Annotated in this window: 22 protein-coding genes; 15 read left to right on the top strand and 7 right to left on the bottom strand. The window is 52.9% G+C overall.

The genetic code is table 11. From position 1 onward, the window contains the following. Nucleotides 1-9: 9 nt before the first annotated feature. The 5 genes from OSC10802_RS0130775 to OSC10802_RS0130755 all read left to right on the top strand — a co-directional run bounded on the left by OSC10802_RS0130775 (nucleotide 10) and on the right by OSC10802_RS0130755 (nucleotide 6,841). Nucleotides 10-1,032: a glycosyltransferase family 2 protein gene (locus tag OSC10802_RS0130775; RefSeq protein WP_017720611.1), complete on the top strand. Its 1,023-nt coding sequence runs from the start codon at nucleotides 10-12 to the stop codon at nucleotides 1,030-1,032. 211 nt (nucleotides 1,033-1,243) lie between these two features. Then, nucleotides 1,244-2,347: a glycoside hydrolase family 5 protein gene (locus OSC10802_RS0130770; RefSeq protein WP_232731858.1), complete on the top strand. Its 1,104-nt coding sequence runs from the start codon at nucleotides 1,244-1,246 to the stop codon at nucleotides 2,345-2,347. 639 nt (nucleotides 2,348-2,986) lie between these two features. Beyond that, on the top strand, nucleotides 2,987-4,987 hold the full coding sequence (locus OSC10802_RS45020; protein ID WP_017720609.1) for a sugar transferase: 2,001 nt from the start codon (nucleotides 2,987-2,989) through the stop codon (nucleotides 4,985-4,987). A 178-nt stretch (nucleotides 4,988-5,165) separates the two neighbouring features. Beyond that, nucleotides 5,166-6,188 carry a S66 peptidase family protein gene (locus tag OSC10802_RS0130760; protein ID WP_017720608.1) on the top strand — a complete coding sequence of 341 codons (1,023 nt, stop codon included), beginning with the start codon at nucleotides 5,166-5,168 and terminating at the stop codon, nucleotides 6,186-6,188. Nucleotides 6,189-6,439: 251 nt separating this feature from the next. Beyond that, a complete protein-coding gene (locus OSC10802_RS0130755) occupies nucleotides 6,440-6,841 on the top strand; it encodes a phosphomannose isomerase type II C-terminal cupin domain (protein WP_017720607.1) in 402 nt (133 codons plus the stop codon). A gap of 48 nt (nucleotides 6,842-6,889) precedes the next feature. Here OSC10802_RS0130755 and OSC10802_RS42640 read toward each other — a convergent pair whose 3' ends face one another. Next, the gene (locus OSC10802_RS42640; RefSeq protein WP_044172111.1) at nucleotides 6,890-7,654 is read right to left on the bottom strand and encodes a pentapeptide repeat-containing protein; all 765 of its coding nucleotides are present in this window, start codon (nucleotides 7,652-7,654) and stop codon (nucleotides 6,890-6,892) included. A 33-nt stretch (nucleotides 7,655-7,687) separates the two neighbouring features. On the opposite strand from OSC10802_RS42640, the gene OSC10802_RS51615 reads away from it, so the two are divergent. Beyond that, the gene (locus OSC10802_RS51615) at nucleotides 7,688-7,945 is read left to right on the top strand and encodes a hypothetical protein (RefSeq protein ID WP_017720605.1); all 258 of its coding nucleotides are present in this window, start codon (nucleotides 7,688-7,690) and stop codon (nucleotides 7,943-7,945) included. 220 nt (nucleotides 7,946-8,165) lie between these two features. After that, nucleotides 8,166-8,939: a GUN4 domain-containing protein gene (locus OSC10802_RS42635; protein WP_044172199.1), complete on the top strand. Its 774-nt coding sequence runs from the start codon at nucleotides 8,166-8,168 to the stop codon at nucleotides 8,937-8,939. A 155-nt stretch (nucleotides 8,940-9,094) separates the two neighbouring features. On the opposite strand, the gene OSC10802_RS0130735 is transcribed toward OSC10802_RS42635, so the two are convergent. Beyond that, the gene (locus OSC10802_RS0130735; RefSeq protein ID WP_017720603.1) at nucleotides 9,095-10,120 is read right to left on the bottom strand and encodes a 1-acyl-sn-glycerol-3-phosphate acyltransferase; all 1,026 of its coding nucleotides are present in this window, start codon (nucleotides 10,118-10,120) and stop codon (nucleotides 9,095-9,097) included. Between the two features lie 390 nt (nucleotides 10,121-10,510). Beyond that, complete coding sequence (locus tag OSC10802_RS0130730; RefSeq protein WP_198525322.1) at nucleotides 10,511-11,320, bottom strand: prolyl oligopeptidase family serine peptidase; 810 nt, start codon at nucleotides 11,318-11,320, stop codon at nucleotides 10,511-10,513. Between the two features lie 405 nt (nucleotides 11,321-11,725). Between OSC10802_RS0130730 and OSC10802_RS0130720 the strand changes: the two genes are divergently transcribed. The 4 genes from OSC10802_RS0130720 (at nucleotide 11,726) to OSC10802_RS0130705 (ending at nucleotide 14,079) form a co-directional block, all read left to right on the top strand. Next, nucleotides 11,726-12,052, top strand: a complete 327-nt coding sequence (locus OSC10802_RS0130720; protein ID WP_017720600.1) for a hypothetical protein — start codon at nucleotides 11,726-11,728, stop codon at nucleotides 12,050-12,052. Beyond that, nucleotides 12,052-12,438, top strand: a complete 387-nt coding sequence (locus tag OSC10802_RS0130715) for a toxin-antitoxin system TumE family protein (protein ID WP_017720599.1) — start codon at nucleotides 12,052-12,054, stop codon at nucleotides 12,436-12,438. Before OSC10802_RS0130720 ends, OSC10802_RS0130715 begins: the two co-directional genes overlap by 1 nt. 141 nt (nucleotides 12,439-12,579) lie before the next feature. Continuing rightward, nucleotides 12,580-13,233, top strand: a complete 654-nt coding sequence (locus OSC10802_RS46860) for a GUN4 domain-containing protein (protein ID WP_071593390.1) — start codon at nucleotides 12,580-12,582, stop codon at nucleotides 13,231-13,233. 195 nt (nucleotides 13,234-13,428) lie between these two features. Continuing rightward, nucleotides 13,429-14,079 (top strand): Uma2 family endonuclease, encoded by a 651-nt coding sequence (locus tag OSC10802_RS0130705; RefSeq protein WP_017720597.1) that lies wholly within the window; start codon nucleotides 13,429-13,431, stop codon nucleotides 14,077-14,079. 89 nt (nucleotides 14,080-14,168) lie between these two features. On the opposite strand, the gene OSC10802_RS0130700 is transcribed toward OSC10802_RS0130705, so the two are convergent. Then, entirely contained in the window at nucleotides 14,169-14,372 is a 204-nt protein-coding gene (locus OSC10802_RS0130700; protein WP_017720596.1) for a CAB/ELIP/HLIP family chlorophyll-binding protein, read from the bottom strand. A 235-nt stretch (nucleotides 14,373-14,607) separates the two neighbouring features. Then, entirely contained in the window at nucleotides 14,608-15,141 is a 534-nt protein-coding gene (locus tag OSC10802_RS0130695) for a cysteine hydrolase family protein (RefSeq protein ID WP_017720595.1), read from the bottom strand. Between the two features lie 311 nt (nucleotides 15,142-15,452). Between OSC10802_RS0130695 and OSC10802_RS0130690 the strand changes: the two genes are divergently transcribed. The 4 genes from OSC10802_RS0130690 (at nucleotide 15,453) to OSC10802_RS0130675 (ending at nucleotide 21,341) form a co-directional block, all read left to right on the top strand. Continuing rightward, nucleotides 15,453-16,961, top strand: a complete 1,509-nt coding sequence (locus OSC10802_RS0130690) for a CIA30 family protein (protein WP_017720594.1) — start codon at nucleotides 15,453-15,455, stop codon at nucleotides 16,959-16,961. A gap of 133 nt (nucleotides 16,962-17,094) precedes the next feature. Next, nucleotides 17,095-18,120 (top strand): DNA cytosine methyltransferase, encoded by a 1,026-nt coding sequence (locus OSC10802_RS0130685; protein ID WP_017720593.1) that lies wholly within the window; start codon nucleotides 17,095-17,097, stop codon nucleotides 18,118-18,120. Nucleotides 18,121-18,279: 159 nt separating this feature from the next. Continuing rightward, nucleotides 18,280-18,972 carry a hypothetical protein gene (locus OSC10802_RS45015; protein WP_017720592.1) on the top strand — a complete coding sequence of 231 codons (693 nt, stop codon included), beginning with the start codon at nucleotides 18,280-18,282 and terminating at the stop codon, nucleotides 18,970-18,972. A 275-nt stretch (nucleotides 18,973-19,247) separates the two neighbouring features. Beyond that, nucleotides 19,248-21,341: an alpha/beta hydrolase gene (locus OSC10802_RS0130675; RefSeq protein WP_017720591.1), complete on the top strand. Its 2,094-nt coding sequence runs from the start codon at nucleotides 19,248-19,250 to the stop codon at nucleotides 21,339-21,341. 392 nt (nucleotides 21,342-21,733) lie between these two features. Here OSC10802_RS0130675 and OSC10802_RS0130670 read toward each other — a convergent pair whose 3' ends face one another. Together OSC10802_RS0130670 and OSC10802_RS0130660 are read right to left on the bottom strand one after the other, a co-directional pair. Next, a complete protein-coding gene (locus OSC10802_RS0130670) occupies nucleotides 21,734-22,504 on the bottom strand; it encodes a glycosyltransferase (RefSeq protein ID WP_017720590.1) in 771 nt (256 codons plus the stop codon). A 494-nt stretch (nucleotides 22,505-22,998) separates the two neighbouring features. Beyond that, nucleotides 22,999-23,472, bottom strand: a 474-nt coding sequence (locus tag OSC10802_RS0130660) for a vanadium-dependent haloperoxidase (RefSeq protein ID WP_044172109.1), incomplete at its 5' end; no start/stop codon positions are given.

Here is a 23,472-nt window from a genome sequence, read left to right as displayed (position 1 = left end):
TAAAGTACCATGAAAAAAGTATCAGTTATTGTTCCCGTCTACAGCGTAGAGAAATACGTCGCCCAGACGATTCAATCTGTACTGGAACAGACCTACCCGCATTTTGAGCTGATCGTTGTTGACGACGAATCTCCAGACAGGAGTGTGGAAATTTGCCGGCAATTCCAAGACTCCCGGATTAAAATTATCAGCCAGAAAAATCGAGGGCTGGCCGGTGCCAGGAACACCGGCATCCGCCACGCCACAGGCGATTATCTGGCATTTCTCGATTCCGATGACCTTTGGCTGCCAGAGAAGCTGGAGAGACACGTCCAGCACCTGGACAGTCGCCCGCAAGTTGGGGTCAGCTTCAGCCGGTCAGCTTTCATTGACGGTGAGGGCAACCCTTTAAACTACTATCAGATGCCGAAACTCACCGGCATTACCACGCCTCACCTGCTGTGCCGCAATCCGATTGGCAATGGCTCCGCGCCGGTGATCCGCCGAGAAGTGCTGGAAGCGATTCGGTTTCAGGATAATATCCACGGAACTGTAGAAGATTTCTACTTTGATGACCGCTTCCGCCAGTCAGAAGATATTGAGTGCTGGATTCGCATCTCGATTAAAACCGATTGGGAAATTGAAGGCATTCCAGAGCCGCTGACTCTGTACCGGGTGAACACCGGCGGGCTTTCTGCGAGCGTGCTAAAACAGCTAGCCTCCTGGGAGCAGGCGATTGAGAAAACTCGCTCCTACGCGCCAGATATTGTTGACAAGTGGGGGAAGTTGGCGCGAGCCTATCAATTGCGCTACCTGTCGCGCCGAGCCGTCCAGATCCGGGATGCGAAAATGGCCATCCAGCTGCTGCACGAAGCCCTGCTCACCGATCCCCGCATCATTGTCCAAGAACCCCGGCGGACGATTCTGACTTGGATCGCGGCTTATGTGCTGGCTATTTTGCCGCGCAAACTCTATGACCGGCTGGAGGCGCGCGGGATGCGTCAGGTGGTAAAATCCCAAGAACGCATTATCTATAAAGGCAGTAAGGGTTAGGAGGTACAGGGTTAGGGGGCACGGGGGCACGGGGTTAGGTTTCAGGACGTAAGTGATAAGTGACCCAATGCCCCATCGCCCACTGCCCCATGCCCCATGCCCCATGCCCCATGCCCAATCCAAAATCCAAAATCCAAAATCCAAAATCCAAAATCCAAAATCCAAAATCAATATGATGCAGGTTGGTCGTAGCAAATTTATACGGGTGGCTGTGATAGCTATTTTACTGGTCGCGGTTCCTTTTTGGCGCGGACCGGCAGTTGCCGACCGGCTGCTGGATCAGGAGGTTCAGCTCCTGGCTAAGGGGGTTAACTTGAGCCACTGGCTGGCTCAGGCGTCACTGACTCCAGAAGAGATAAACAGCTCGATTGTAGAAGATGATTTTGCTCTCGTCCGCTCGATTGGGATGACTCACGTGCGCCTGCCGGTCGATCCGGACCTGTTGCAGGAAAAGACAGAACCCTACAGGATTCGCCCTGAAAATTTTCAGTATCTGGACAGGGCGCTGGACTGGGCTGACCGGCACGATTTGGCGATTATTATTGACCTCCACCCGGCACCGTCGCCAAACGATGTCATAGAACCGGCAGCGGTGAGCCGGCTGGAGACACTCTGGGGGGAGATCGCCAAGCGCTACAGCGATCGGGGGGGAAAGATTTTCTATGAACTGCTCAATGAACCCCAGCTCAAAGATGGGGCGGCTTGGCAAGAAATCTGCAATGCCCTGATCCGCCGCATTCGGGACGCTGACCGGCGTCACACGATTATTGTTGGGGCGCACGGGTGGAGCAATCCACAAAGTTTTGCCGATATGAAGCCGGTGGGGGATGGCAATGTCATTTACACGTTCCACTTCTACGAACACAAAACGTTCACTCACCAAGGAGCGGACTGGATTTCGGGATTGGAAAAGGTCAGGGATATCCCTTACCCCTACGACGCGGCGCGGTTCCGGTTAGCCAGACAGTCGATTCCCGCTGCGCCGGCGCAAAAGTGGCTTGACTGGTACCAGTATGAAAAGTACAATAGCGACCATATCGCCCGCGACTTGGAGCCGGTGTTGAAGTTCCGCCAGCAGTACCGGGTGCCGGTGTACTGCGGCGAGTTTGGCGTCTACAAGAAGGTTGGGCCGGCGGCAGACCGCCTCAACTGGCACAGGGATGTGGCCAATTTGCTTTCTCGCTCCCAAATTGGCTATGCGCTCTGGGAGTACCAGGGTGGATTTGGTATTTTTGACAAAAAGCTGCTGACGGAATTAAAGCTCCGCAATCGGGATACCCTTGACTGGTCTGTCCTTCACGCCATTGGTCTTTAGGGAGGAACACCTATTTGACGCGCCGGTGGCAGTTTGTGCTAAAAAAAGATTTTTTCTGGCACAAGCGGTTCAGCCCGGTGCCGATCTATCATGGTTAAAATACCTATCCTCTATCGAAGACCGCCGGTCTCCAGGGTGTGCGGTGGCAAAACCTGAGCCGGTGAATCTAACAGTAAATCTACGGATGCTCAGAAACTTTTCTTAACAGTTGAGAGGGGCTATACCGTAAATTCTCTAGGTTACCTATGGCTAAGCTGGGGATAAAACTTCATTAAAAACTCTCTCCGGGGTTGACTGGCAAGTCTAGGGGAGAAGCTGCGAAGCTTTGAGCGGGTCTGTCCAAAAAAAGAGGCTTCTTTAGCCTGCCATACGGGCCGGTGGTGTGCGGACAGGTTAAATGGAAGTTAAGAATTATTAATTTTGAAGTTAAGCAGAACTCTTCAGGGCTAAAATGACGGCAACCAGAGTAGAGGGAGGTGGTGAGGGCTTGTCAGCGTTCAGCCAGCTAGCGTTAAGGCAGCCAGCAGAGCGCAGGCTTAAGAAAAATTTAAAAAATAGGAACTAGCAGTATTTCGGTCAAGCAAGTGGGATTAATAACTGGAAGAAGCGAACTGTCGCTGCCGAGTAAATGGTGCAGGTATGATTTTAGTAACAGTAGGAACCGAGCAATATCCCTTTAATGCCTTAATGGATTGGGTGGATGTCTTAATCCGCTACGGGATAATCGACAGAAAGGAAGAAGTGATTGTGCAGTATGGCTCATCCACAAAAATTCCGGATGGAGCCAAAGTATACCAGTGCCTGCCGGAGTCCGTCTTCCAAGCTGTAGTGGAAGAGGCGCGAGTTATTGTCGCCCACTGTGGGGAAGGGACAGCAATGCTGCTGGAATCCTTGGGGAAACCTTTTATATTAGTGCCGCGCACCCGGCGGTTTGGCGAGCATGTTGACGACCATCAAATAGAGATGGCGGAAGCCTTAGAACAGCAAGGCGTGCCGGTGGCTTGGTCAGTTGGGGATTTGGCCAGATTTCTGGCCGCACCGGTTCCTTGCCGGCTGATTCAGAATAACAATGAAAGCAAAATTTGTCAGGCGCTGAAGCAGCGCTATGACAGGCAGGAATACAAAAAACTGATGCTGGTTTGCTCTTCAGGTGGCCACTATAAAGCGATGCGGCAGCTGAAAGGGTTTTGGAGTCAATTTGAAAAGGTTTGCTGGGTGACTTTCAAGACAGGCACCACAGCATCAGAGCTGCAAGCGGAAAAGGGGCGCGTGTACTGGGCTTACAGTCCGACCAATCGCAATATCCCTAACTTAATCAGGAACCTCCTGCTGGCGTTCAAAGTTATACTCAGTCTGGAAAAACCGGATTTAGTGCTTTCTACGGGTGCCGGTGTGGCAGTTCCTTTCTTGCTGATCGCCAAATTCTTCTGTGGCAGCCAGGTGATCTTTGTAGAATCCAAAACTCGGTTAAAGCAGCTGAGTCTGTCGGCTCGGATATTGCAAGCTTTATCGGGGATCGATCAACTCATTGTCCAAGGGAAACAAATAGCCAGTCTCTATCCGAAAGCTCAATATATTGGGGAGGAGCCGGTGACCCCATCAAGGGAAGCTCTTGCTTTAGAATGCAAGCCGCAGACTATGGTGACTTTCAAAGATACTTTGATCCTGCTCACGCCTCCAGCTTTTACCCAGCGGGCCTTCCGGGAATTCAAAAAACATTTCCAGCAGGGATTCCCAAAAGAGGTGCGAAAAATTGTCCTGGATATGAGCAAAACGAAGTTCATTGATAGCCTGGCTTTGGAAACTTTGGTTGATATCCACAACATCGCTCGTTCTCTAGGCCGGCAGCTCGTGTTCTGGAGTGTGGGGCCTGAAGTCAGGCTGATTTTATCGAAAGCTGAGCTGGATAATGTGTTAACCATCGAAACGGCCACGGAAACAGTTCGCACGCCCAGCCTAACCCTGCCTCCCACACGGCCATTGCATTCTGCTGCCCCGAATCGCACAGGGCGTATCACTGACATTTTAGGGGGCTGTATTGGTCTGGCGATTACAGCGATTGTGTTTATTCCCATCAGTATCGCCATTAAGCTAGAGAGCCCGGGGCCAATTTTATTGAGTCAGGTTCGCTGTGGGTTGATGGGGAAGCGCTTCCGCCTGTGGAAATTTCGCGCGACGGCAGCCGGTGCGAGAACGTTGGCAAAGCCCGTATCTTCCCGGGTGATTGATAAGTTGGTTGAGAGCGAAGGCGAAGCGAAGCTGACTCGGGTTGGGCGTTTTTTGCGGAAGACGGGACTGGAGCAATTGCCCGAGTTCTGGAACGTCTTGATGGGAGAGATGAGCTTGGTAGGGAGACGAGCCCTGACGGAAAAGGATCTCAATAAATATGCCCTGCAAGATGGCAGCCGTCTGAATTTTAAACCGGGTATGACTGGGGAATGGCTGGAGCGTGACGGCTTTCCGGAAAGGCGCGGCAAGCATCGGATGCATAGAATGGCAAAAATTTTGTTGAAGCTGAACAGAATTGGGCGGAAAAGAAGGAATCGCAAAAAAGCTGCTATGTCCCAGCCACCGGCAGGCAGCGACAAGGTAATATATTTGCAGTCTGAGGAAAACGCCAAAACAGACCAGTCGCAGTAAGCCGGTTAATTGACGGCGGATCGGCTAGTCATTGGGTGCGCCGGTTGGGCTAAAGCCCAACTACAAACTTTGGGCTAAAGCCCAACTACAAACTTTGGGCTAAAGCCCAACTACAAACTTTGGGCTAAAGCCCAACTACGAACCTTTGGGCTAAAGCCCAACTACGAACGGGTCTAGTATGAGAGCTAATCGCCGCTCCTTTCTGAGAACTTTTGGGCTGTCTTTGCTGGCCACTCAGGTGCCGGCATTCGCCCGAGACAGCCAATCTCCAACCCCGATTTTGAAGCCACCCCGCTTGAGAGTGGGGGATACGGTGGGTTTGGTTAATCCCGCCAGTTTCCTTGACCCGGAAGATGTGGATATTGCCAAAAAAGAATTAGCACAATTGGGATTAAATGTAAAGCTAGCAGCGCATGTGCGCGACAGGTACGGCTATCTGGGGGGACGAGATGCTGACCGCGCTGCCGATATCAATAGTATGTTCGCGGATTCATCGGTGCGATCGCTGATTGCGATGCGCGGGGGTTGGGGCAGCAGCCGGATTTTACAGAGGCTGGATTACGATTTGATACGCCGGCAGCCTAAAATTATTATGGGCTACAGCGATATTACGGCTCTGGTGCTGGCGATTTATGCTAGGAGTGGGGTGGTGACTTTTCACGGGCCGGTGGGGACATCGAGCTGGAACCGGTTTACGCTGGACTGGGTGAAGCGGATTCTGTTCAGCGGGGAAGCGGTGACGCTGCGAAATCCCTGGTATGACTTGAACTACCGGGTGGAAACCCTGACTGCCGGCAGGGCGCGGGGCAGACTGGTGGGGGGAAATTTGTCGGTGCTGGCGGGGATGGTGGGCTCGCCTTACCTCCCAGACTGGCAGGGGGCGATTTTGTTTGTCGAGGAGATTGGGGAGGAGGTTTACCGGATCGACCGGATGCTGACTCACCTGAAACTGGCGGGGATTTTGGACCAGATTTCTGGGTTTATCTTTGGCCAGTGCAGGGATTGCGATCCTGAGGAGCCCGACAAGTCCCTGAGCTTCCGGCAAATGCTGTCGGAACACATCAAACCTTTAGGCATCCCCGCCTGGTACGGTTCCATGATTGGCCACATGAAGGATAAATTCACGGTGCCGGTGGGTGCTTTGGTGGAAATTGACGCCCTCCGGGGTACGGTTAAGCTCCTAGAGCCGGCGGTGAGCTGACGGGAGCGCTATAAAGACGCAAATAAACGGAAAATACAGAAACCCGGTTTCTTAAAGAAACCGGGTTTATGAACAGCAATGAGGGTCTGGCTGCGCTGAACTGTGACGAATAATTTGCAAAGTCCGGCTAATTACTTAACATTAACTCCTCCCGCTCCCAGGCAGGCAGCCCCTGACCCGTGACTCCTGACCCCCAACACCTGACCCCTGACAGCTGACAATAGAGATGGCACTGACTGGAGGGAGAAGCTATGACCAGTTCTAATACGCAAGAGCGATTCTGGGGAAAAGTGAGGGTTTTGGAAGAAGGATCGCGCTACCGGATCAATCAAATTGAGATCAAGCCCGGGCACACCATGAGCACGCAGATACACTATCACCGCAGCGAGCACTGGGTGGTCGTGTCTGGCACGGCCAAAGTGACCTGCGGCGAGGAGGAGTTATTGGTTCCGCAGAACTGTTCAACCTACGTTCCTCAATGCACGCCGCACCGAGTGGAAAATCCAGGAGTGATTCCCCTGGTGATGATTGAAATTCAGAATGGCGAGTACCTGGGAGAGGATGACATCATCCGGCTTCCAGAAGAGGAGGATATTCCCGCTGACTCAGGGGTTGGCGAGGACTCAGCCAGTGAGCCCATGCAGATTGGCTAGCAGGGCAGAAAAAACAGTGGGGTGCTAGCGGCACCCCACTGCTAGAAATCAGTTGCTGTTGACCAAACTCACCGAGGGAGTGTTACCCTCGCCCTCCGGAAGGTTTGCGCCTTCGAGAAAGGCATTGCGGAGATCCGCATTGGCCAGATTGGCACCGGCCAGGTTGGCACCGGCCAGGTTAGAACCGTTCAAATTGGCACCGGCGAGGTTGGCGGCGCTCAAGTCGGACCCGCTGAAGTTCGCACCGGCGAGGTTGGCGTCACTCAAATCCGCATCCCGCAGGTTAACGCCGGCGACATCAATCGGGTAAGGGCTGCCCCCGATCGTAGCGACACTGCGGCTGCTGGCGAAAGACTGGCGGGCTTTATAGAGGTTGGCACCGGTGAGATCGGCACTTTCCAGGTTGGCTCCTATAAGGTTGGCCTCACTGAGGTTGGCATTTTTCAGGCTGGCGATCACCAAGCCGGCCATGCTGAGGTTGGCACCGCTCAAGTCCGCATTATCGAGCACAGCACCGTGCAGTTTGGCACCAATCAGCGTCGTGTCCTGCAGCGACGCGCCAACCAGGTCGGCTTTATTGAGGTTGGCCTCATTCAAATTGGCTCCCTGGAGGTCCGTTCCCCTAAGGTTGGCTCCCTTCAAGTTGGCACCACTCAAGTTAAACCCTTCCAGCCGGGCTCCGCTGAGGTCGCACCCCTGACATTGCATCGTTTCGAGCAGCTGTTTCAGGTGTTCCGGATTTTCCGCTTTCGCTTCGGTCGCCATGCCGAAGGCCATCAGTATTGCTGCCAGCGCCAACATCTCAGGTTTCATCTTCCACCACCTACACAACTCACTCTTACTAATATGAATGATTTTCGGCTGGCGCTGGGTGATGGGAATCTTCGAGAGAATGTGACAAAAATCCTGCCAGTTTGTGATTTCAAGCACTCAGAAAATGCGCGGCGCTGGCAGCCGGCAGGCGGCTGGCTGTTCCGTCACGCTGAAATTCACGCTCAACTGGGCCTTGCCCCTATATCTGGGGTGGGAGGAGAAAGGATGCCTCTATATCCAGGCAGTCAGGGAGAGGAGTCAGCCGTAGGTGGGAGGCTATCTGCATATTAGCACGCGCAAGTCAAGCTGCATGTAAAAAAAATTAACGAAAGCTGAGAAGGGGGCGCTCAGGGAATAATTTAATTTTTCTATAAAACAAGAAGCGAATGATAAGTTTTTATTAAAGTTTGAGAAAAGGGGTGGGGGGGTGGGGAGGAAAGCGAGGCTAGGACAAGCCTTTGGCTGAATGGGCGACAAGCATATTGGAAGAGAGAAGTGGGGAACCAAAACGATGTCTAAAAAGTCTAAAAGCGATTCCGGCGAAAAGCCACGGAAAGCCAAATCGAAACAAAAGGGCGAGCGGACTCGCGAGGCTCTGTCACGGTTGGAAGTGAGGCTTTTTGAATTGCAGGGGCAGTTGCAGCAGGCGGCGCAGGAGAGAGCGCAGCTGTACGAGCAGTTGCAGCAGGCGGCGCAGGAGAGAGCGAGCCTGCTGTCTCAGCTGGAGTGGGTGCTCTACCGGCTCGAACAGTTCAACCCAGAGCAAATGCAGCACTCCCTGTGGCGGCTGGAAGAGTGGCTCAGTGGGGGGCAAAGCCAGGGCTATCTGAGTTCTGAGGTGGGGGTGGACTACAGCCACTTGCAGAACCTGCTGGCAAAAGGGAAGTGGCGAAAAGCGGATGAAGAGACTTGGGGGGCAATGCTGAGAGTGGCCGGTCGGGAAGAGGAAGGCTGGCTGACGGTAGAGGACATGAAAAACTTTCCCAGTACGGATTTGCGCACTATTGATACGCTCTGGGAACAGCACAGTAACGCTCGGTTTGGGTTGAGCGTGCAGTTGCGGATCATGCAGGGTGCCGGTGGGGACTACACAAACTTTTGCGATACTGTGGGGTGGCGCGTCACCGGCAACTGGAAGTATTACGACGATCTGACATTCAGTATTGAGGCTCCTGAGGGGCATTTGCCGGTGATTGGGTGGCGGCGGCGCGCCTGTTATGGCGTTGGCAAAAGTACGGCGAGCGAGAGTTTTAATCTGCTGGTGGCAAAACTTGTCACACAGTAGGGTGGGTTGATAACGCACTCTACCCTCGTTGGTAGGGTGCGTTTCCCCTTAGTTTCTGGGTGATTAACAGGAAGAATGAACCGCCAAGACGCCAAGGACGCCAAGAAGGAAGAGGAAAGTTTGTAGCGTTCTCCCCTGGGGAACGCACTCTACTTTTAGTCTTCGGTCAGGAGTTGGTTGAGTCGGTTTTGCAGTTGCGCTCGCAAGGCTTCTGCTTTATGATAAGTAACTGATCGCTCTGTTCCTGGAGGGGTTTGAGAGCCGGTATCTTCCCAAGGCCGGTAGAGGGGCTGAATATAGTAGCGCAGGCGGGTTTTCATTGCCCAGACTCCCATTGAGGGAAAGAGCGCAAAAGGAATCATTAAAAAGGAAATGGGGAAAAATGGCAATTTTGCCAGACGGGCTAATTTTTGAATATTAATCGCTAGAGGGTGCAGGGATTCGCTGCCGGTGCAGACGACCGGCAGGATGGGGATTTGGTAGCGCTCGCTGAGGCGAATAAAACTCGGGTCGAACTTGGCGAGTTGATAGCGCCGCCGCCAGTCTTTGGCCGGTCCGCGCCCGCCTTCTGGGGCGTAAAGGAGAATAGTTTTTTGGTTTTGGGAGTTAAGTGCTGTTTCAAAGGTATCTTTTTTTGCCGGCACTCCGCCCAGGATTTGGGACCAACCCGGGGGCAGCCACCACTTCACCCAGGGGTGGTCAAAGAGGCTAGTATGAGCGAGGGATTGCACAACCCATTGCTGTTTCTGGCTTAAGAGAAAGGCTAATCCGAAGAAATCCCAAGGGAAGTTCATGCCGGCATGGTTGAGGATGACAATCAGGGGGCCGGTTTCGGGGATGTGTTCGGTTTGGATTAACTCGCCTTGAAAGTAATGTGTTACAATGGGGGTGAGGATTTCGTCTCGGAAGGCTTGCTGGTACGCCGGCTCGATTTGGCAATCTTCTGTTTGGGGCAGCCGGCACCCCAGGCGCAACCACCGGCTGAACAGTGCTAGGTAAAAGCCGCCGGGAAGGAGAAATAGGGCGTATTCCAAACCAATCCACCCGTCTGGATTTGGGTGGTAGTGCTGCCAGTGCCGGTTGAATAAAATCAGCCATGCTGGGGGATACCACAGGCAAAACCAATCAAACCAGGTAAACCGATAGGGATGGGACAAGTCCTGTGCTGTTGAGAGAACCATCTGCTTGGCCGGTGCGATAGGTGCTATCCTTATCCTAGCGAAAGCAGTTGTAGGGTGCGTTCCCTTGGGGGGAACGCTACTTCTAACCTAGGCCGGTGGAATAGCTATTATTCCTATGCTAGCTAAAACAGCTGTAGGGTGCGTTCCCTTGGGGGGAACGCACCCTACTTTTAACGCAGACGCGAAAAATCGCGTCTCTGCAAAAGGGGGAGAGGGGAAAAAGGGAAGAGATGGGAAAAATCCTCCCCGAGACAGAAGTATTGAGGTTAGCTGTTGTGTTATTAGCTGTTAGGTTTTTAACCTGCTTTTCCGTTGAAAGGAGGCGGAGCCTCCAGATTGCGTTCCCAGCCTGAGGCTGGGAACGAGTGAATCCAAAATCCAAAATTGGAATCACCGGCTGCCGATTGTCTTCTCAAAGAATGCAAAGACTGCCGGCAGCTGCCCTCCCCAGAATTTGTAGTTGTGTGCGGCACCGGCAACAGGGTGGTATTCCACAGCAATTGTGTTGCCGTGCTGGCGGATTAGGGCTTCGTAAAATAGCCGGCTTTGCTCTTCGGGTACGATATCATCGGCGGTTCCGTGGGCGAGATATAGGGGCATTATCCATTCTGAAACTCGCGCCTGAGGGTTGTCGCGCCCTTTCCACCTTTCGGGGAAATTCGCGTATGCGCCGTACACTGCAGTCATTAGCCGGTCGTCGGGGGTGTTTTCCTGGCTGAAATCGCCAGAAAGGCTGGCACCGGCAACAAATACCCCCGGATTTTCCAGGGCGATGAGGGCGACGCCCCTGCCGCCGGTGGACAGTCCCAAAAGCGTATTGTTTCCCCCTCGCACGAGAAGGTTGTGTCTTTTTTGCATTTCTGGAATGAATCGCTTTTTGATAAATTCTCCCCCCGGAAGCTGATTCCATTTTAGTTCAGTTTCCGGATAGTAGGAACTCTCGTAAAGGGTTTCCAGCATTTCCGGAAGAATGACAGCGTATCCGCCTTTTTCAGCATATTCGATGAGGCGGGAGTTTTCCACCCAGCTGGTGCGCGGGAAATTCCAGCCGGGAAGCACGACAAGGGTGCGGTTGCGATAGTTATTGGGAATGTAAAGGTCGTAGGCAACATCATCAACCTTGAGGTTTTTATTCCAGCCGGCAGTGGCGTTAGTAACTGCCGGCGGCTGTGGGGGTTGGGGAGTAGTATTTTGAGTCATTGGAGAGGTATAATTTTGAGGGAGGGGAGAGGGTTGCTGGCTGGCACAGGTTTCTACTGCAGTTGCTAAGAAAGGGAGGAGCAGTAAGAGGGGGATCTGATTGGGCATTAGGGTTGATTCGGATTTGGTATTATTATCTCAGGAAACCCCACCCCCTAGCCCCCTCCCCGCACGCGGGGAGGGGGAACAGAGGAGAGGAAAGGGGGAGGGCTAGCCGGCTTTCGGGGCGAGGCAGTTTGCAGCCTGTCAGCACTCATTTCTAGGGGAGTGGGCGGGAATCAGCACAACTCAGAGAAATAGGAGGTTGGAAGATGTTTGGGGGTTCCCGTGAATTTGACCGGCACATTATGGCGCTTGCGGCTTGGCTAGCCGGTGGTATAATTGAGAAAAATGGAGCGAAGGAAGATGGCAGCTAAGGAGAAAACGCTAGAAAACCTGGAAAAATTGCAGAAACTCTATCAGTTGGGGGGATATGGCAGTGAACTCGTAGAGCGAACCCTAGACAAGATTATCGCGCAGGAAATAGCAGCCGCTCAGCGGGATGCTGCCGGTTTGCAAAACAGATTGCAGCGGTTTGAAGCGCAGTATGAGATGTCATCAGCGGATTTTTACCGGCGCTTCCAAACCGGAGAACTCGGCGATGACATGGATTGGGTGGAGTGGAGTATCTTTTATGAAATGTGGTTGTCTGTACGGGAACGATTAGCCATTTTGGAGTCAGAAGCGAGTTGATGGAAGCGCAGGAGTATTTAAAGGAAATTCAGACTCAACTGCTGGCCAGTTTTGCTGTGGCTACTTTTAGCGTTATAGAAGATTACGCCTTGCCGGAGCGGGGTTACTTCCGGGCGCGGCTAACACTCAGCAATGGGGAGTTTTTGGAAATAGCAGAATATTTTACTGTTGAAGAGGGGCGTTGTGTGACGCAGCGCTATCGATATCAGTGGATGGATAAGTCGCAGCAGGTATTGAGGAAACGCTGGGATAATGTAAAGCATTTCCCCCATCTGCCGAATTTCCCGCACCATGTCCACATAGGGGAGGAATCCAATGTCGAGCCAAGCCGGTCACTGAGCATTGTAGAGTTAATAGACATTCTGGAACAGGAACTCGGCGCTTAGGCTGTGTTGCAGCTGGCTTCAGATGATGCACTCAGAGAGGCTCTTGCCATCTGTCCGGAGAGTGAATTATACTGCTAGGAGCGGGTGTGTTCGTCGCGCCTAACTCTGTAGCCTTTAAATTTTCACTTGGAAGTTAAGTCTATGAGCCAAAGTGGATGGAACCGAGGAGAGGGAATTGCTCTACTGAGCTTGATTGTGGCAGTTGCTGCTTTCGCAACTCCAGAAATTAGATGCTTCTTTCGCTTGCCGTCGGAGTCATGCCCATCTACACACACCACAGTTAGCCCTTCTCCACCAGCTAAGGTTAACCCTTCTCCACCAACCCCAGTTAGTTACTCTCAAACCGCCACGTTAGCTTCAGAAGTAGGGGCAGGCTACAGCGAACTGCAAAACCTGCTGGCATCTGGGAAATTTAAAGAAGCCGATGCGGAAACAAGGAGAGTTATGCTCTGGGTAGCCGCTCGTGAAAAAGAAGGATGGATCGATCCGCAAAGTATGAAGAAATTTCCCTGCACAGACCTCCGCACCATCGATCAGCTTTGGGTAAAATACAGCAATGGCAAGTTTGGCTTCAGCGTGCAGAGGCGCATCTGGCAGGAAGTGGGCCAAGACTGGGATAAATTTGGCCAGCGCACCGGATGGTTATTGAACAACAAGTGGCTCAACTACGATGACTTGACCTTCGAGCTTCGAGCCCCGGCTGGGCACCTGCCGGCGCGGCGGGTGGGAGGCGCAGAGGGGTTTAAGAATTTATGGAATATCTTCTCTCCTAGACGGGATGCTTGTAAACTGTAGCCTGTCTTGATGACAGCGCGTTACGATAGGTTATATAGCGGTTCTAAATGATTGGTGAAACCTCTGGGGCCAGAAACCCGGTTTCTCAAATAAACCGGGTTTATACGCTTTCACAACTCTAATAGTAACCCTATAAAATAACCTTTAGCAGTTTTGACTCAATCTAACATCCAAAATCTAAAATCTAAAATCAATATGACCCAAGCCCAAACGAAACTAGCAACAGATGAATGGGTGACAGCCACTTGGGATGAGTACATCCAAGCCATTGCTGAGCCAGCTTACGAACCCGCTAAATGCTATTACTACAATGGACAGCTGCGAATTGAAATGACTCCTCAAGGCTTCGACCACTCCTGCGATAACTTCTCTCTCGGGTCTGCTATCGCTATATTCAGCGGTCTTAAACGTATTCCCATCCGGGGACTGACTAACTGCACTTTCAGAAAACCTGGTGAGGCGGACTGTCAGCCAGATTTAGCCATCTACATTGGGGAAACGGCCAAAATTATTCCCTTTGCTACTTCTCAGGTTGATTTAAATGTTTACCCGACCCCAGATTTAGTCATTGAAATTGCCAAGACATCTCTCTCGGATGATTTGGGGAGCAAGCGCCTGCTCTATGAGAGGCTGGGAGTGGCTGAATATTGGGTTGTGGATGTGCGTCAGTGCCAAGTAATTGCTTTTGCTGTTGCTGGTGGCGGAAGCAAGCAAATCACCCAGTCTCAAGTGTTGCCGGCTTTACCCTTAACCCTGCTCGAAGAGGCTCTGCGGCAGAGTCGCGAAAGTGATGGCACAATGATAAACACTTGGCTAATCGCTCAAATTCAGGCTCTCGGTGATTAGCAGCCGGTTTGTGCTATAATTTGCTCAGGGGGGAGGCGGAGCCTCCCACTCTTCATTCCCAGGGGGAGCCTGGGAACGAGAAAGAAACATTACATCCAACCAAAGAAGTGAAGGATTCCTTGACCGGTGGTTAGCTCAACAATCAGAGCAATCAGAAAGCCAAGCATGGCAAAACGACCGTTCCAAATTTCGGCACTGGGGTTAGAACCGAACTCGAATTTAGTCGCAAATTCGCCGTATTTCCGGTCTAATTGGCTGTTGTACGGGTTTTCTGCCTTTGGTGTGTTAGTCATAGTGCGATCTCCCAATGAGATAAGTTTGCTGTGCCGGATATTAAGTAATGTAAATAATGCCGGCGTCAAGCGACATCTACCTTTGGAAAGGTAAAAATATCAGTGCCGGTAAGTAAAAACTCTGCCTTGAGACGGGAAAGAGTCAGTAAAAGCGGATACAGCAATTGTAGGGCGGAGATCGCACGGAGACTCCCGCAGTTTCTAACTCGCTGACGTTTTCTTTATAAACACTCTCTCACACCGGCGCTGCCAAAGTTCCGTTTCCCAGACCGGCATCCCGCAGCCGGCTGGCACCGATATTGCGGCTGAGCACCGCCAATCCCGCCAGGTGCGCCTGCAATCCTGCGGTGCTGGCGCAGCAATCCGTCAGGACAACCGGCTCAATGCCAATATCGAACAGATCCATCGCGATTTTCAGCACGCACATATCCGTGTCGATGCCGGCGATACAGACGCTCTCAATATGCTGCTGCTGCAGGTAGCCGGCTAGCTCATCTGGCATCCCGCACACTCCAGACTTGCAGAAGACTGTACCGGGCTTGACAAAAGGTTCGAGTTCCGGGACAAGATTGATTTCAGGCTCTTGTTCGCAGCCGTGCCATTCCAGAAAGCGATAGTATGGCCCATCCGGCGCGTTTATGAAGCGAGTGAACAGCACCGGCGCGCACTCGCCGCTCCCGATCAGGCGGGCGACGCGCTGGGGGATATGATGCGTGTACTGGTTGATAAAACCGGCTTGCACGTCAACGACGAGTAAGGGCTCGGACATCTGGACGCTCTCCTCCTGTGGACGTTCGCTTCCTGTAAGCTGCTCCAGATTAATTGACGGCGGCGAACGGCTGAATCCCCCTGAGGAGATATTTTTAGCCGGCTCTCCTAAACCCCTGCTAGCTTCAACGCTCTCAACCAATAGGTTCCCACCCAGCTGAAAACTGAATTATAGTCTAAGTAACCCAAGGTGTGCACCGAATGAGGCAGAGCCTCCAAAGTGGCGTTCCCAGCCTGAGGCTGGGAACGAGGTGAAGCAATAGGTTCCCACCCAGCTGAAAACTGAATTATAGTCTAAGTAGACGAGAACAAATGCTGAGGACTTGGGTTGTGACTGAAAAAACTACCTCCAAATGGGACGCCGGCAGGTTTGCGAAAACCCTAACCTATTTCGGCGTTATCCCCTTCGTGGGTAACGCCAGCTGGATACAGCAGCTTCTCAAAGGTGCCGGCAAAAAACAGAAAGCCACCGATACCAACAAACAGGGAGTCATACTGGTTGCCGGTGCCACCGGCGGCGTCGGCAAGCGAGTGGTGCGCCGGCTGCAAGAGCGGGGGTACAAAGTGCGAGCCCTTGTCAGAGATGCCAAACGAGGGCGGGAAATCCTAGGGCTAACTGTGGAAATAGTCGAGGGAGACATCACCATCCCAGAGACGCTGACTGCGCAGGTGATGAGCGACATTACCGCCGTAGTCTGCTGCACCGGCACGCGGGTGCAGCCGAAAGAAGGCGACACCCCAACCCGCGAAAAATACTATCAGGGCATCAAATTCTACATGCCCGAAGTCGCCGACGTTCCCGAAATTGTAGAGTGCAGGGGGATGGAGAACCTGCTGCGAGCGGCACGCCAGCAGCTCGGCGAAGAAGCCGGCGGTGAAAAAATGCTTTTCGACTTCACAAAACCGTCGCAGGATTTGAAAGACACCTGGGGCGCACTGGATGACATCGTAATGGGTGGCGTCAGCGAGAGTTCCATCCGGATAGCCGATTCCACCGCCCTATTTTCCGGCTTCGTCTCAACCGCAAACTCCGGCGGATTCGCTTCCGTGCGCACCCGCAACTTCGACCCGCCGCTCAACTTAACCGGGTGTGCCGGCATCGACTTGCGCGTCAAAGGAGACGGCAAGCGATATAAATTCATCGTCCGCAACGAGACGAAATGGGATAGCGTTGCCTACTGCTATTCCTTCGACACAGTGTACAATATCTGGATAACAGTCCGCATCCCCTTCGATGCCTTGATTCCCGTGTTTCGCGCCAAGACCTTGAAAACCGGCGAGCCCTTCGACCCCAGCCAGATTTACTCCTTCCAGCTGATGCTGAGTAAATTTGAGTACGACGGGGCGCTGAATCCCAGATTTGAGCCGGGGATTTTCCAGCTGCAACTGGAATCCATCAAAGCCTATGGCAGCACCATTTTACCGCGATTCGTGCAGGTCAGTTCTGCCGGCGTCACTCGTCCGGGACGTCCGGGACTAAAATTAGAGGAAGAACCGCCGGCGGTGAGATTGAACGACCAACTGGGGGGAATTCTCACCTGGAAATTGCGCGGCGAAGATGCGATCCGAGCTAGCGGACTGCCTTATACTATTATCAGGCCGTGTGCGATGACGGAGGAACCGGGGGGCAAGGCGCTGATCTTCGACCAAGGCGACAATATTAAGGGCAAAGTCAGCCGGGAAGATATCGCCGAACTGTGCGTGCGGGCGCTGTCAGAACCCAAAGCGTGCAATGTCACCTTTGAGGTGAGAGAGAGTCCCAATGGGGGCAGCCCGGAGGATTGGGAAACTCTGTTTGCCGGTTTGAAATCTGACAAGTAACCGTGGTATGATTTTAAAACCTGCCGGTTTGTAGAGACGCGAGTTCAAGAAACCCAGAAACCCGGTTTCTTTAAGAAACCGGGTTTCTGTTTGGGGTTCGGCGCGTTGCATGAGTCCTCAATAACGACTTGAGATGAAACCCCCTAACTCCAACAGCAAATTTCCCTACCTTGAGTTCATCGAGCGAGAACTTCAGCGCTGCAGCACAGGCGTCTCGCCCCTGGCTATCGATTTGTTTGCCGGCTGCGGGGGGATGGCGCTGGGGTTTGAAGCTGCCGGTTTCAGAACTGCCGGTTATGAAATGCTGCCAGACGCCTGCGCGACTTACCGGCACAATCTGGGGGGAACTTGTCAGGAAGTTATTCTAACACAAAACACGGATTTAGTCAAGGGGGCAGTCGCAATCATTGGCGGGCCGCCCTGCCAGCCATTTAGCGTTGGCGGGCACCAACTCGGACTCCGCGACAGCCGCGACGGCTTCCCTATTTTTCTGAAGGCTGTTGAGCGCTATCGCCCGCAAATTGCCCTGTTTGAAAATGTGCGGGGGATGCTTTTTCGCAACAGGGATTATTTTGAAGAGATTGTTACAGAACTGAAAAATCTTGGCTATATTGTGGAGTGGGAAATCCTCAATGCTGCCCATTATGGGGTGCCGCAGCGCCGGGAGCGTCTTTTTTGCGTCGCCCACAAAGGGGGGTGGGAGTGGCCAGTAAAGACCCATCTCAACTCAGCTTACACTGCCGGTGACGCTTTAGGAGAGCTGGCGTTTCTCGCACCGGCAGGCGCAAAATTTCTCACACCTAAGATGGATGAATATGTGAGAAAATACGAGATAGCATCGAAATGCGTTAAGCCTAGAGATTTGCACCTAGACGCTCCGGCTAGAACGGTGACCTGCCGCAACCTGAGCGCCGCCACCGGCGACATGCTGCGCGTCCGCTTGCCCGATGGGCGCAGGCGAAGGCTCACTGTGCGTGAGGGGGCTCGCCTGCAAAGCTTTCCCGACTGGTTTGAATTCAAGGGTTCTGAGGAAAGCCGGTGCGAGCAGATTGGCAATGCAGTCCCTCCGCTTTTGGCAAAAGCTCTTGCGTGTTCTGTGAGGGCGTGTGTTACCGGCGCGCCCACTTCTTCCGAGATTGTGCGGAACGTTGTATCCTAGGAATATATCTGTAATACAGATAGGATTCTCTCGTTCCCAGCCTCAGGCTGGGAACGCAATCTGGAGGCTCTGCCTCCTTTCAATGGAAAAGCAGGTTAAAAGCCTAACAGCTTATATCTGCAATCCAGCTCTGACGATATTTGTCACGCTCCAAAGCCTATGAGACGAAGTATCCTAATTGCCACGGCTTTGTTGGTTCCCCTTTGGCTAGCCGCGCCGGCTGGCGCGCAAACCCAGCCGAACACAGAGCAAATCCTGCAAGCTTGCGCCTCCGACCAAATTCGCACTTTGCCGGTGCCTTTTTCAGACGTGCCGGCAGATCACTGGGCGTTTGACGCTGTGATGAAAATGCACTACTGCGGGCCTTATCGGGGCCCGCTGGCGGCAGATGAATTGCGAAGATTGCAAGGTCAGAGATCCCAAATTGGCGAAGGCGAAATAGCCTCTCTTCCTCCTATGAACACTGTATTATCGGCACCCTCTGCCGTAGAAATTGAGGGCCGGCAGTATGTTTTGGAAACCTATCTCTGGCGGGATTTCATGCCAATAAGCCCGCCGGGGGGCAAACCTCTAATCGCTTCGATTCGGGTGAGGGCAAAGGATGAGGGAGCTTTTCCCTCTTCGCTGCAAGCGGACCGGCTGTGGGCGATCAAAGATGAGGGACAGGTGTGGGAAACTGAGCTAGCCGGTGAGGGCAGGCAACCCACAGGGAACCAGCTGGAAAAAGTTGCCAGAAACGGGCCAAAATGGGAGCCGGGGACTAAAGTCGATGTCGTTGTCAGACTGGTAGACAGAGACAATCGCACCTATTTGCTAAGAGCTCCCCAGCAAGTGATTTCGCGCACGGATTGAAGCTGGTAAGTAAGAAACCCGGTTTCTTCCAGAAACCGGGTTTCTCCTCTTCTGGTGGGGAGGCAGAAGTTGGCACAGGCGTCCCGCCTGTGCTACAATAACGATATTATCCTCAAGAAACCGGGTTTTTCAGACCGAAGGGCGATATAATTTACTTGGGTTTTGGGAACCGTGAACAGGGAAGAAGGAAGAAAAGTTCTGCCCTGCGCCCTCTCACCCCCGCACCCTCTCACCCCGTGACCAGATTCAGGCAGGAGAAACTCGACAGACAACCTATGGACATTGAACGACATTACGACAGTTTGCCCTTTTCCTGGTCAAAAAACCCCGAAAGGTGTCTCAACGACCAGCGGTGGCTGGAATCGATTATCCGCAATTCCGCCCCCTTTTCCGACTGGTGGGTGAAAGCGCGGATTGTGCAGCTGGCGTATCCCAACCCGCCGGATGCCGCACCGGCAGCTGATGCCTTGCCCACCTATGCCGGTTTAAAATCTGAGGCAGAAATTGCCAAAGCCGTGCGCTCTTTGTGCGACCTGAATCAGTATCCCGATTTGGCGGCAATTGTGGGGGAAGAATACGTCATTAAAACGCTCAACAGCTGGAAAACTAAGCAATTCAGCGCTGCCATCAGCCGCAACTTTGAAGTGTACGCCGACCGGTTGCACGAGAACGTATTTTTAGTCACCAGCACGGCGACAATTTCCCTGCATGTAGACCGGCATCTGCCGCCGATGGTGCGCTACAGGCCCCTGTTCAATGTAAACGAATTGGCTGAAATCATGCGGGAGCGCTCCTGCGAGCGCTTGACGCTGCGCACCCACGGCTATGCCACCCCGGCCAGAGTATTTTACAAGTTGTTTATCGCCGAATCGGATCAGCTGAATCGCCCCGCTGACAGCGGCAGCAAAATAAATCCATCGCCCCCAAATTACCTGGGGAACAAACACTTCTACATCGGCTATCACTGGCCCAGTGAGGAGCCTTTCTTAAGTCCAGGACTGTGGGTTGATTTTCGCTATAGCTGGGGCATTATCGTGAAGTTTTTATTTGTGCTTGGCGGTTTTGCAGCTGTGGCTGGCACACTGGTATATGCGCTGCTGAAACTGTTGGTCATTCCCCTGCTCATAGGGCTGGGAATGCTGCCCAGTATTGCTCAGCTAAAAGACCTGCTCGACTTTCGCCGCGCCGTGGAAGCGGCAGCGGTCTGGTATTGGATTGTGCCAATTGTGTTTATCTTCTGGCTGCTGCTGATGCAGCTGTTGCGACTTGTGGCGTACCAGCGAGATCGCTACCGGGCGATTCACTACGGCGCTCCGGACTTGGGAGAATTCTTTTGGCGGCTAGATACAGCTCTGCGCAAGCTGGACTCAGATCAACCCCCCCTTTCATCTGAGCAAAACACCCCGGCACCCATCAATCAGGAGGGGACTAAAGAGGGGCTTGAGGGGCAGTTTTCCACTCCCCAATCCCCAACTCCCAACCCGCAACTGCTGACAGTCAATCTCATAGGGCACAGCATGGGGGGGCTGCTGATGGTCAACGTGCTGCGCATCCTGTCCGATCGTTTCGGCAAAGATGACCGGGGGGCGGTGCTTCCCGATATGATGCTGGTGCAAACCGACGCCGGAGAGCAATTGGTTCCCCAATACCTCTCTGCTGCGACTGCCGATCGGATTGGCGATTACATGCTGCTCGACAAGTTGATTTTGGCTGCCCCGGATATTCCCTTGGAGTTTCTGCGGGAAGGGCGCAATAACTACGTGCGCTCGGCAATGCGCCGGTGCCGGCAAATTTATCTAATGTCGAGCGATCGCGATACCGTATTGCGCTACATGTCAGCCCTGGGAAACTGGTTTAGCGAACCCAGTTTGGAAATGTCCGGGCTGAGGTTGGGGAATGTCTATCTCAAGCCGGTGCCCTCTTCTGGCGAAGACACCCCCTACCGTCCCTTTATCCGCAATATGTCTGGCTCCCTGCCGGCAGTCGCGCCGACCTCTGCCTACGACCTGTTTCAAAAATTCAACTACATCGACTGTTCTGAAATGGTGGGTTTGAACGGAGTTAAGCTGCCTCTGAACATCTTCACCGGCGTGGCGATAGACATCCTCAATAACGTCTTGCACATGCTGGGCAAAGTTGATGACCACGGGGCCTATTTTTTCACATATACGCCCTCCTTTGCCATCTTGAAATTGCTGATGACAGTCGATAGTTCCGAGCCAGAAAAAATCTGGAAGGAAATCCACCGCCTGAGCGCCGGCACCCCGCTGCGCTTTTTACCCAGCCAGCCCTTCCTCACCGGCAATACGACCGCTCAGTATATAGCCGCTCGCAGCACTCCAGCAGGCGATAATATTACCTCCGCTTAATTGTCGGCAGCTGTTTCCCCCTGTTTTGGCACACGAGTCCCCTTCCAGGGACAGGCAACATGCCTGTCCTGCCGGATATATCCGCAGGGCAGGCGTTCCCTCCGACCTCAATGGCAATCGTACCTATTTTGGATTTTAGATGCCAGGATTTTGCATTGAAAAAGGCGGCAGGAAAGAATTTTACGCTCAAAAAATCTCGCAGTAGTCATATTGGTTAGGACAATAGAAGCAGGGGAGCAGGGAAGCAGGGGAGCAGGGGAACAAGAGAGGCCAGAATGCCCTAATCTAAGTGGCTACTGCTATACTAAATATTACAACCGGGGAGCAGTTTTCTCGGCTGATTGCCGGTGGCGCTCTCAACGCTTAACAATCTAAACCCTAAAATATAAACTCTAAAATTGCTCTGTCTGGTTCTTCCGCCGCAAGGAAAACCGGCCAATAATCTGCACATCCAGTTCATACTGTTCAGCAAGTCCGCGACGCTCTATGGCCCGCCGGCTCGCCACAGCCGACCAGTGAATTAAATCAATTTGCCGGCGGGTCAGATTCTCGTCATGTATGCGATAATAATAGAGGGCTTTATTGAGGTGCCTAATTTGAATTATCTCTGAAAGTCGCAAGCACAAATCATAATCTTCCGCGAGTTCCATTGAGGGGTCAATCCCACCGACAGCCAGGTAAGCATCCGCCCGCATCAATCGGAAGTGGAAGGTCATGAAGTCAATCAGCAGCCGGTTTTTGGAATAGGGAATTTGGCTGCGCTGTCCGATTCCTCTGACATTGCCCAACGCATCAATGACCAGATAATCGGTGTAGACGAGTCCCACTTTTGGGTTGGCATCCAGAAAACCGGCAGTTTCTTCCAGTGCTGTTGGGGATAGTAAATCGTCGCTATCTACCCAGCCGGTGTGAGTTCCCGAACACATCGCATGAGCCGCTTTGAGAGTCGGTGTTCGCCCTTGATGAGGGGCAGCAATTACTTTCACCCGCTCGTCTAGTTTAGCATAATTGCCGGCGATATCTAAAGAACTGTCGGTGGAGCCGTCATCCCACACCAGAAGCTCGAAGTCCTTTCGCGTTTGCGCCAAGACACTTTCTATCGCAGCGCCCAAATAGCGCTCTCGATTGTAGACGGTCATAATTAGGGAAATTGTGGCTGTCATGGGGTGTGAGAGAGGTTTTAAACTGAGAAAATTGGGATGTATTATTAATACAATGCAGGGGTTTTTGTCTTTATTGCTCCTATCCTGGCGATTAGAAATCGCGGCTATACAAACGAAGCCCGCCTACCCTGCGGGAAGGGCTTCGCCCAACGCGGGCTTTAAGAAGAGCGAGACTCTCAAAATCTGCGCGGTTTCCTCGTTTCCCTCGTTCCCAGTCTCCGCCCCGGAACGCGGCGTTCTTGAGGCGCTGACTTGAAAAGGTTTGTAGTTGGGCTTTAGCCCAAGGAAAGTAGTTGGGCTTTAGCCCAACCGGCGCTCCTGGCAAGAGCGTATAATTTCCATCGGTTTGTAGTTGGGCTTTAGCCCAAGGAAAGTAGTTGGGCTTTAGCCCAATCCGGTACCGGTTGCCGGCAGCTCCGAAGCCATTGCCTCCAAAAGTTGCGATTTATATTATAACACAAGAACACCCCACCGGCACTACCGAACCGGCAGTTCTAAATCAGTGAGTCTGGCACATTAGGAGTTAAAAAATTCTCAACAACGTAATGTCCCAAAGACCTGCCGGCGGCTAAGCCATCTTCGTTGGCTGACAGGAAGTGAATCCCGCCATAAATCCGGCTCATACCTGCTTCGGATGCGGCATCAGAAAAACTGTCAAATTGGCGCTCAACACCTGGCAATCCAATCGAAGTTGTGGTAAAATTGAAATTGTCGCCGAAGAGTTCAGTGAGAACTGCATCAGCTGCGCCACTGAACGTACTGTGCCCGGAAACGTATTCGGGAAAGGGTGGGGTTCCTATCAGGGGGTCCCAGGTAATATCGGCTGCTGTCTGGGGGTTGCCATCGGTATCGGCTTGGTGGATAGCGGTGACCGGTCGCCAGAAATCGTAGGCGTATTTGGCGTCCCAAGCGACAATGCCGGCGTCTGCTAGGGCGATGTTCAGCAGTGCGAACATGCGGGCGTCTTC

The sequence above is a fragment of the Kamptonema formosum PCC 10802 genome (genome assembly GCF_000332335.1).
Lineage (GTDB): Bacteria > Cyanobacteriota > Cyanobacteriia > Cyanobacteriales > Oscillatoriaceae > Oscillatoria.
The sequence above is the reverse complement of the archived record's forward strand: the minus strand, read 5'-3'. Positions and strand labels throughout refer to the sequence as shown.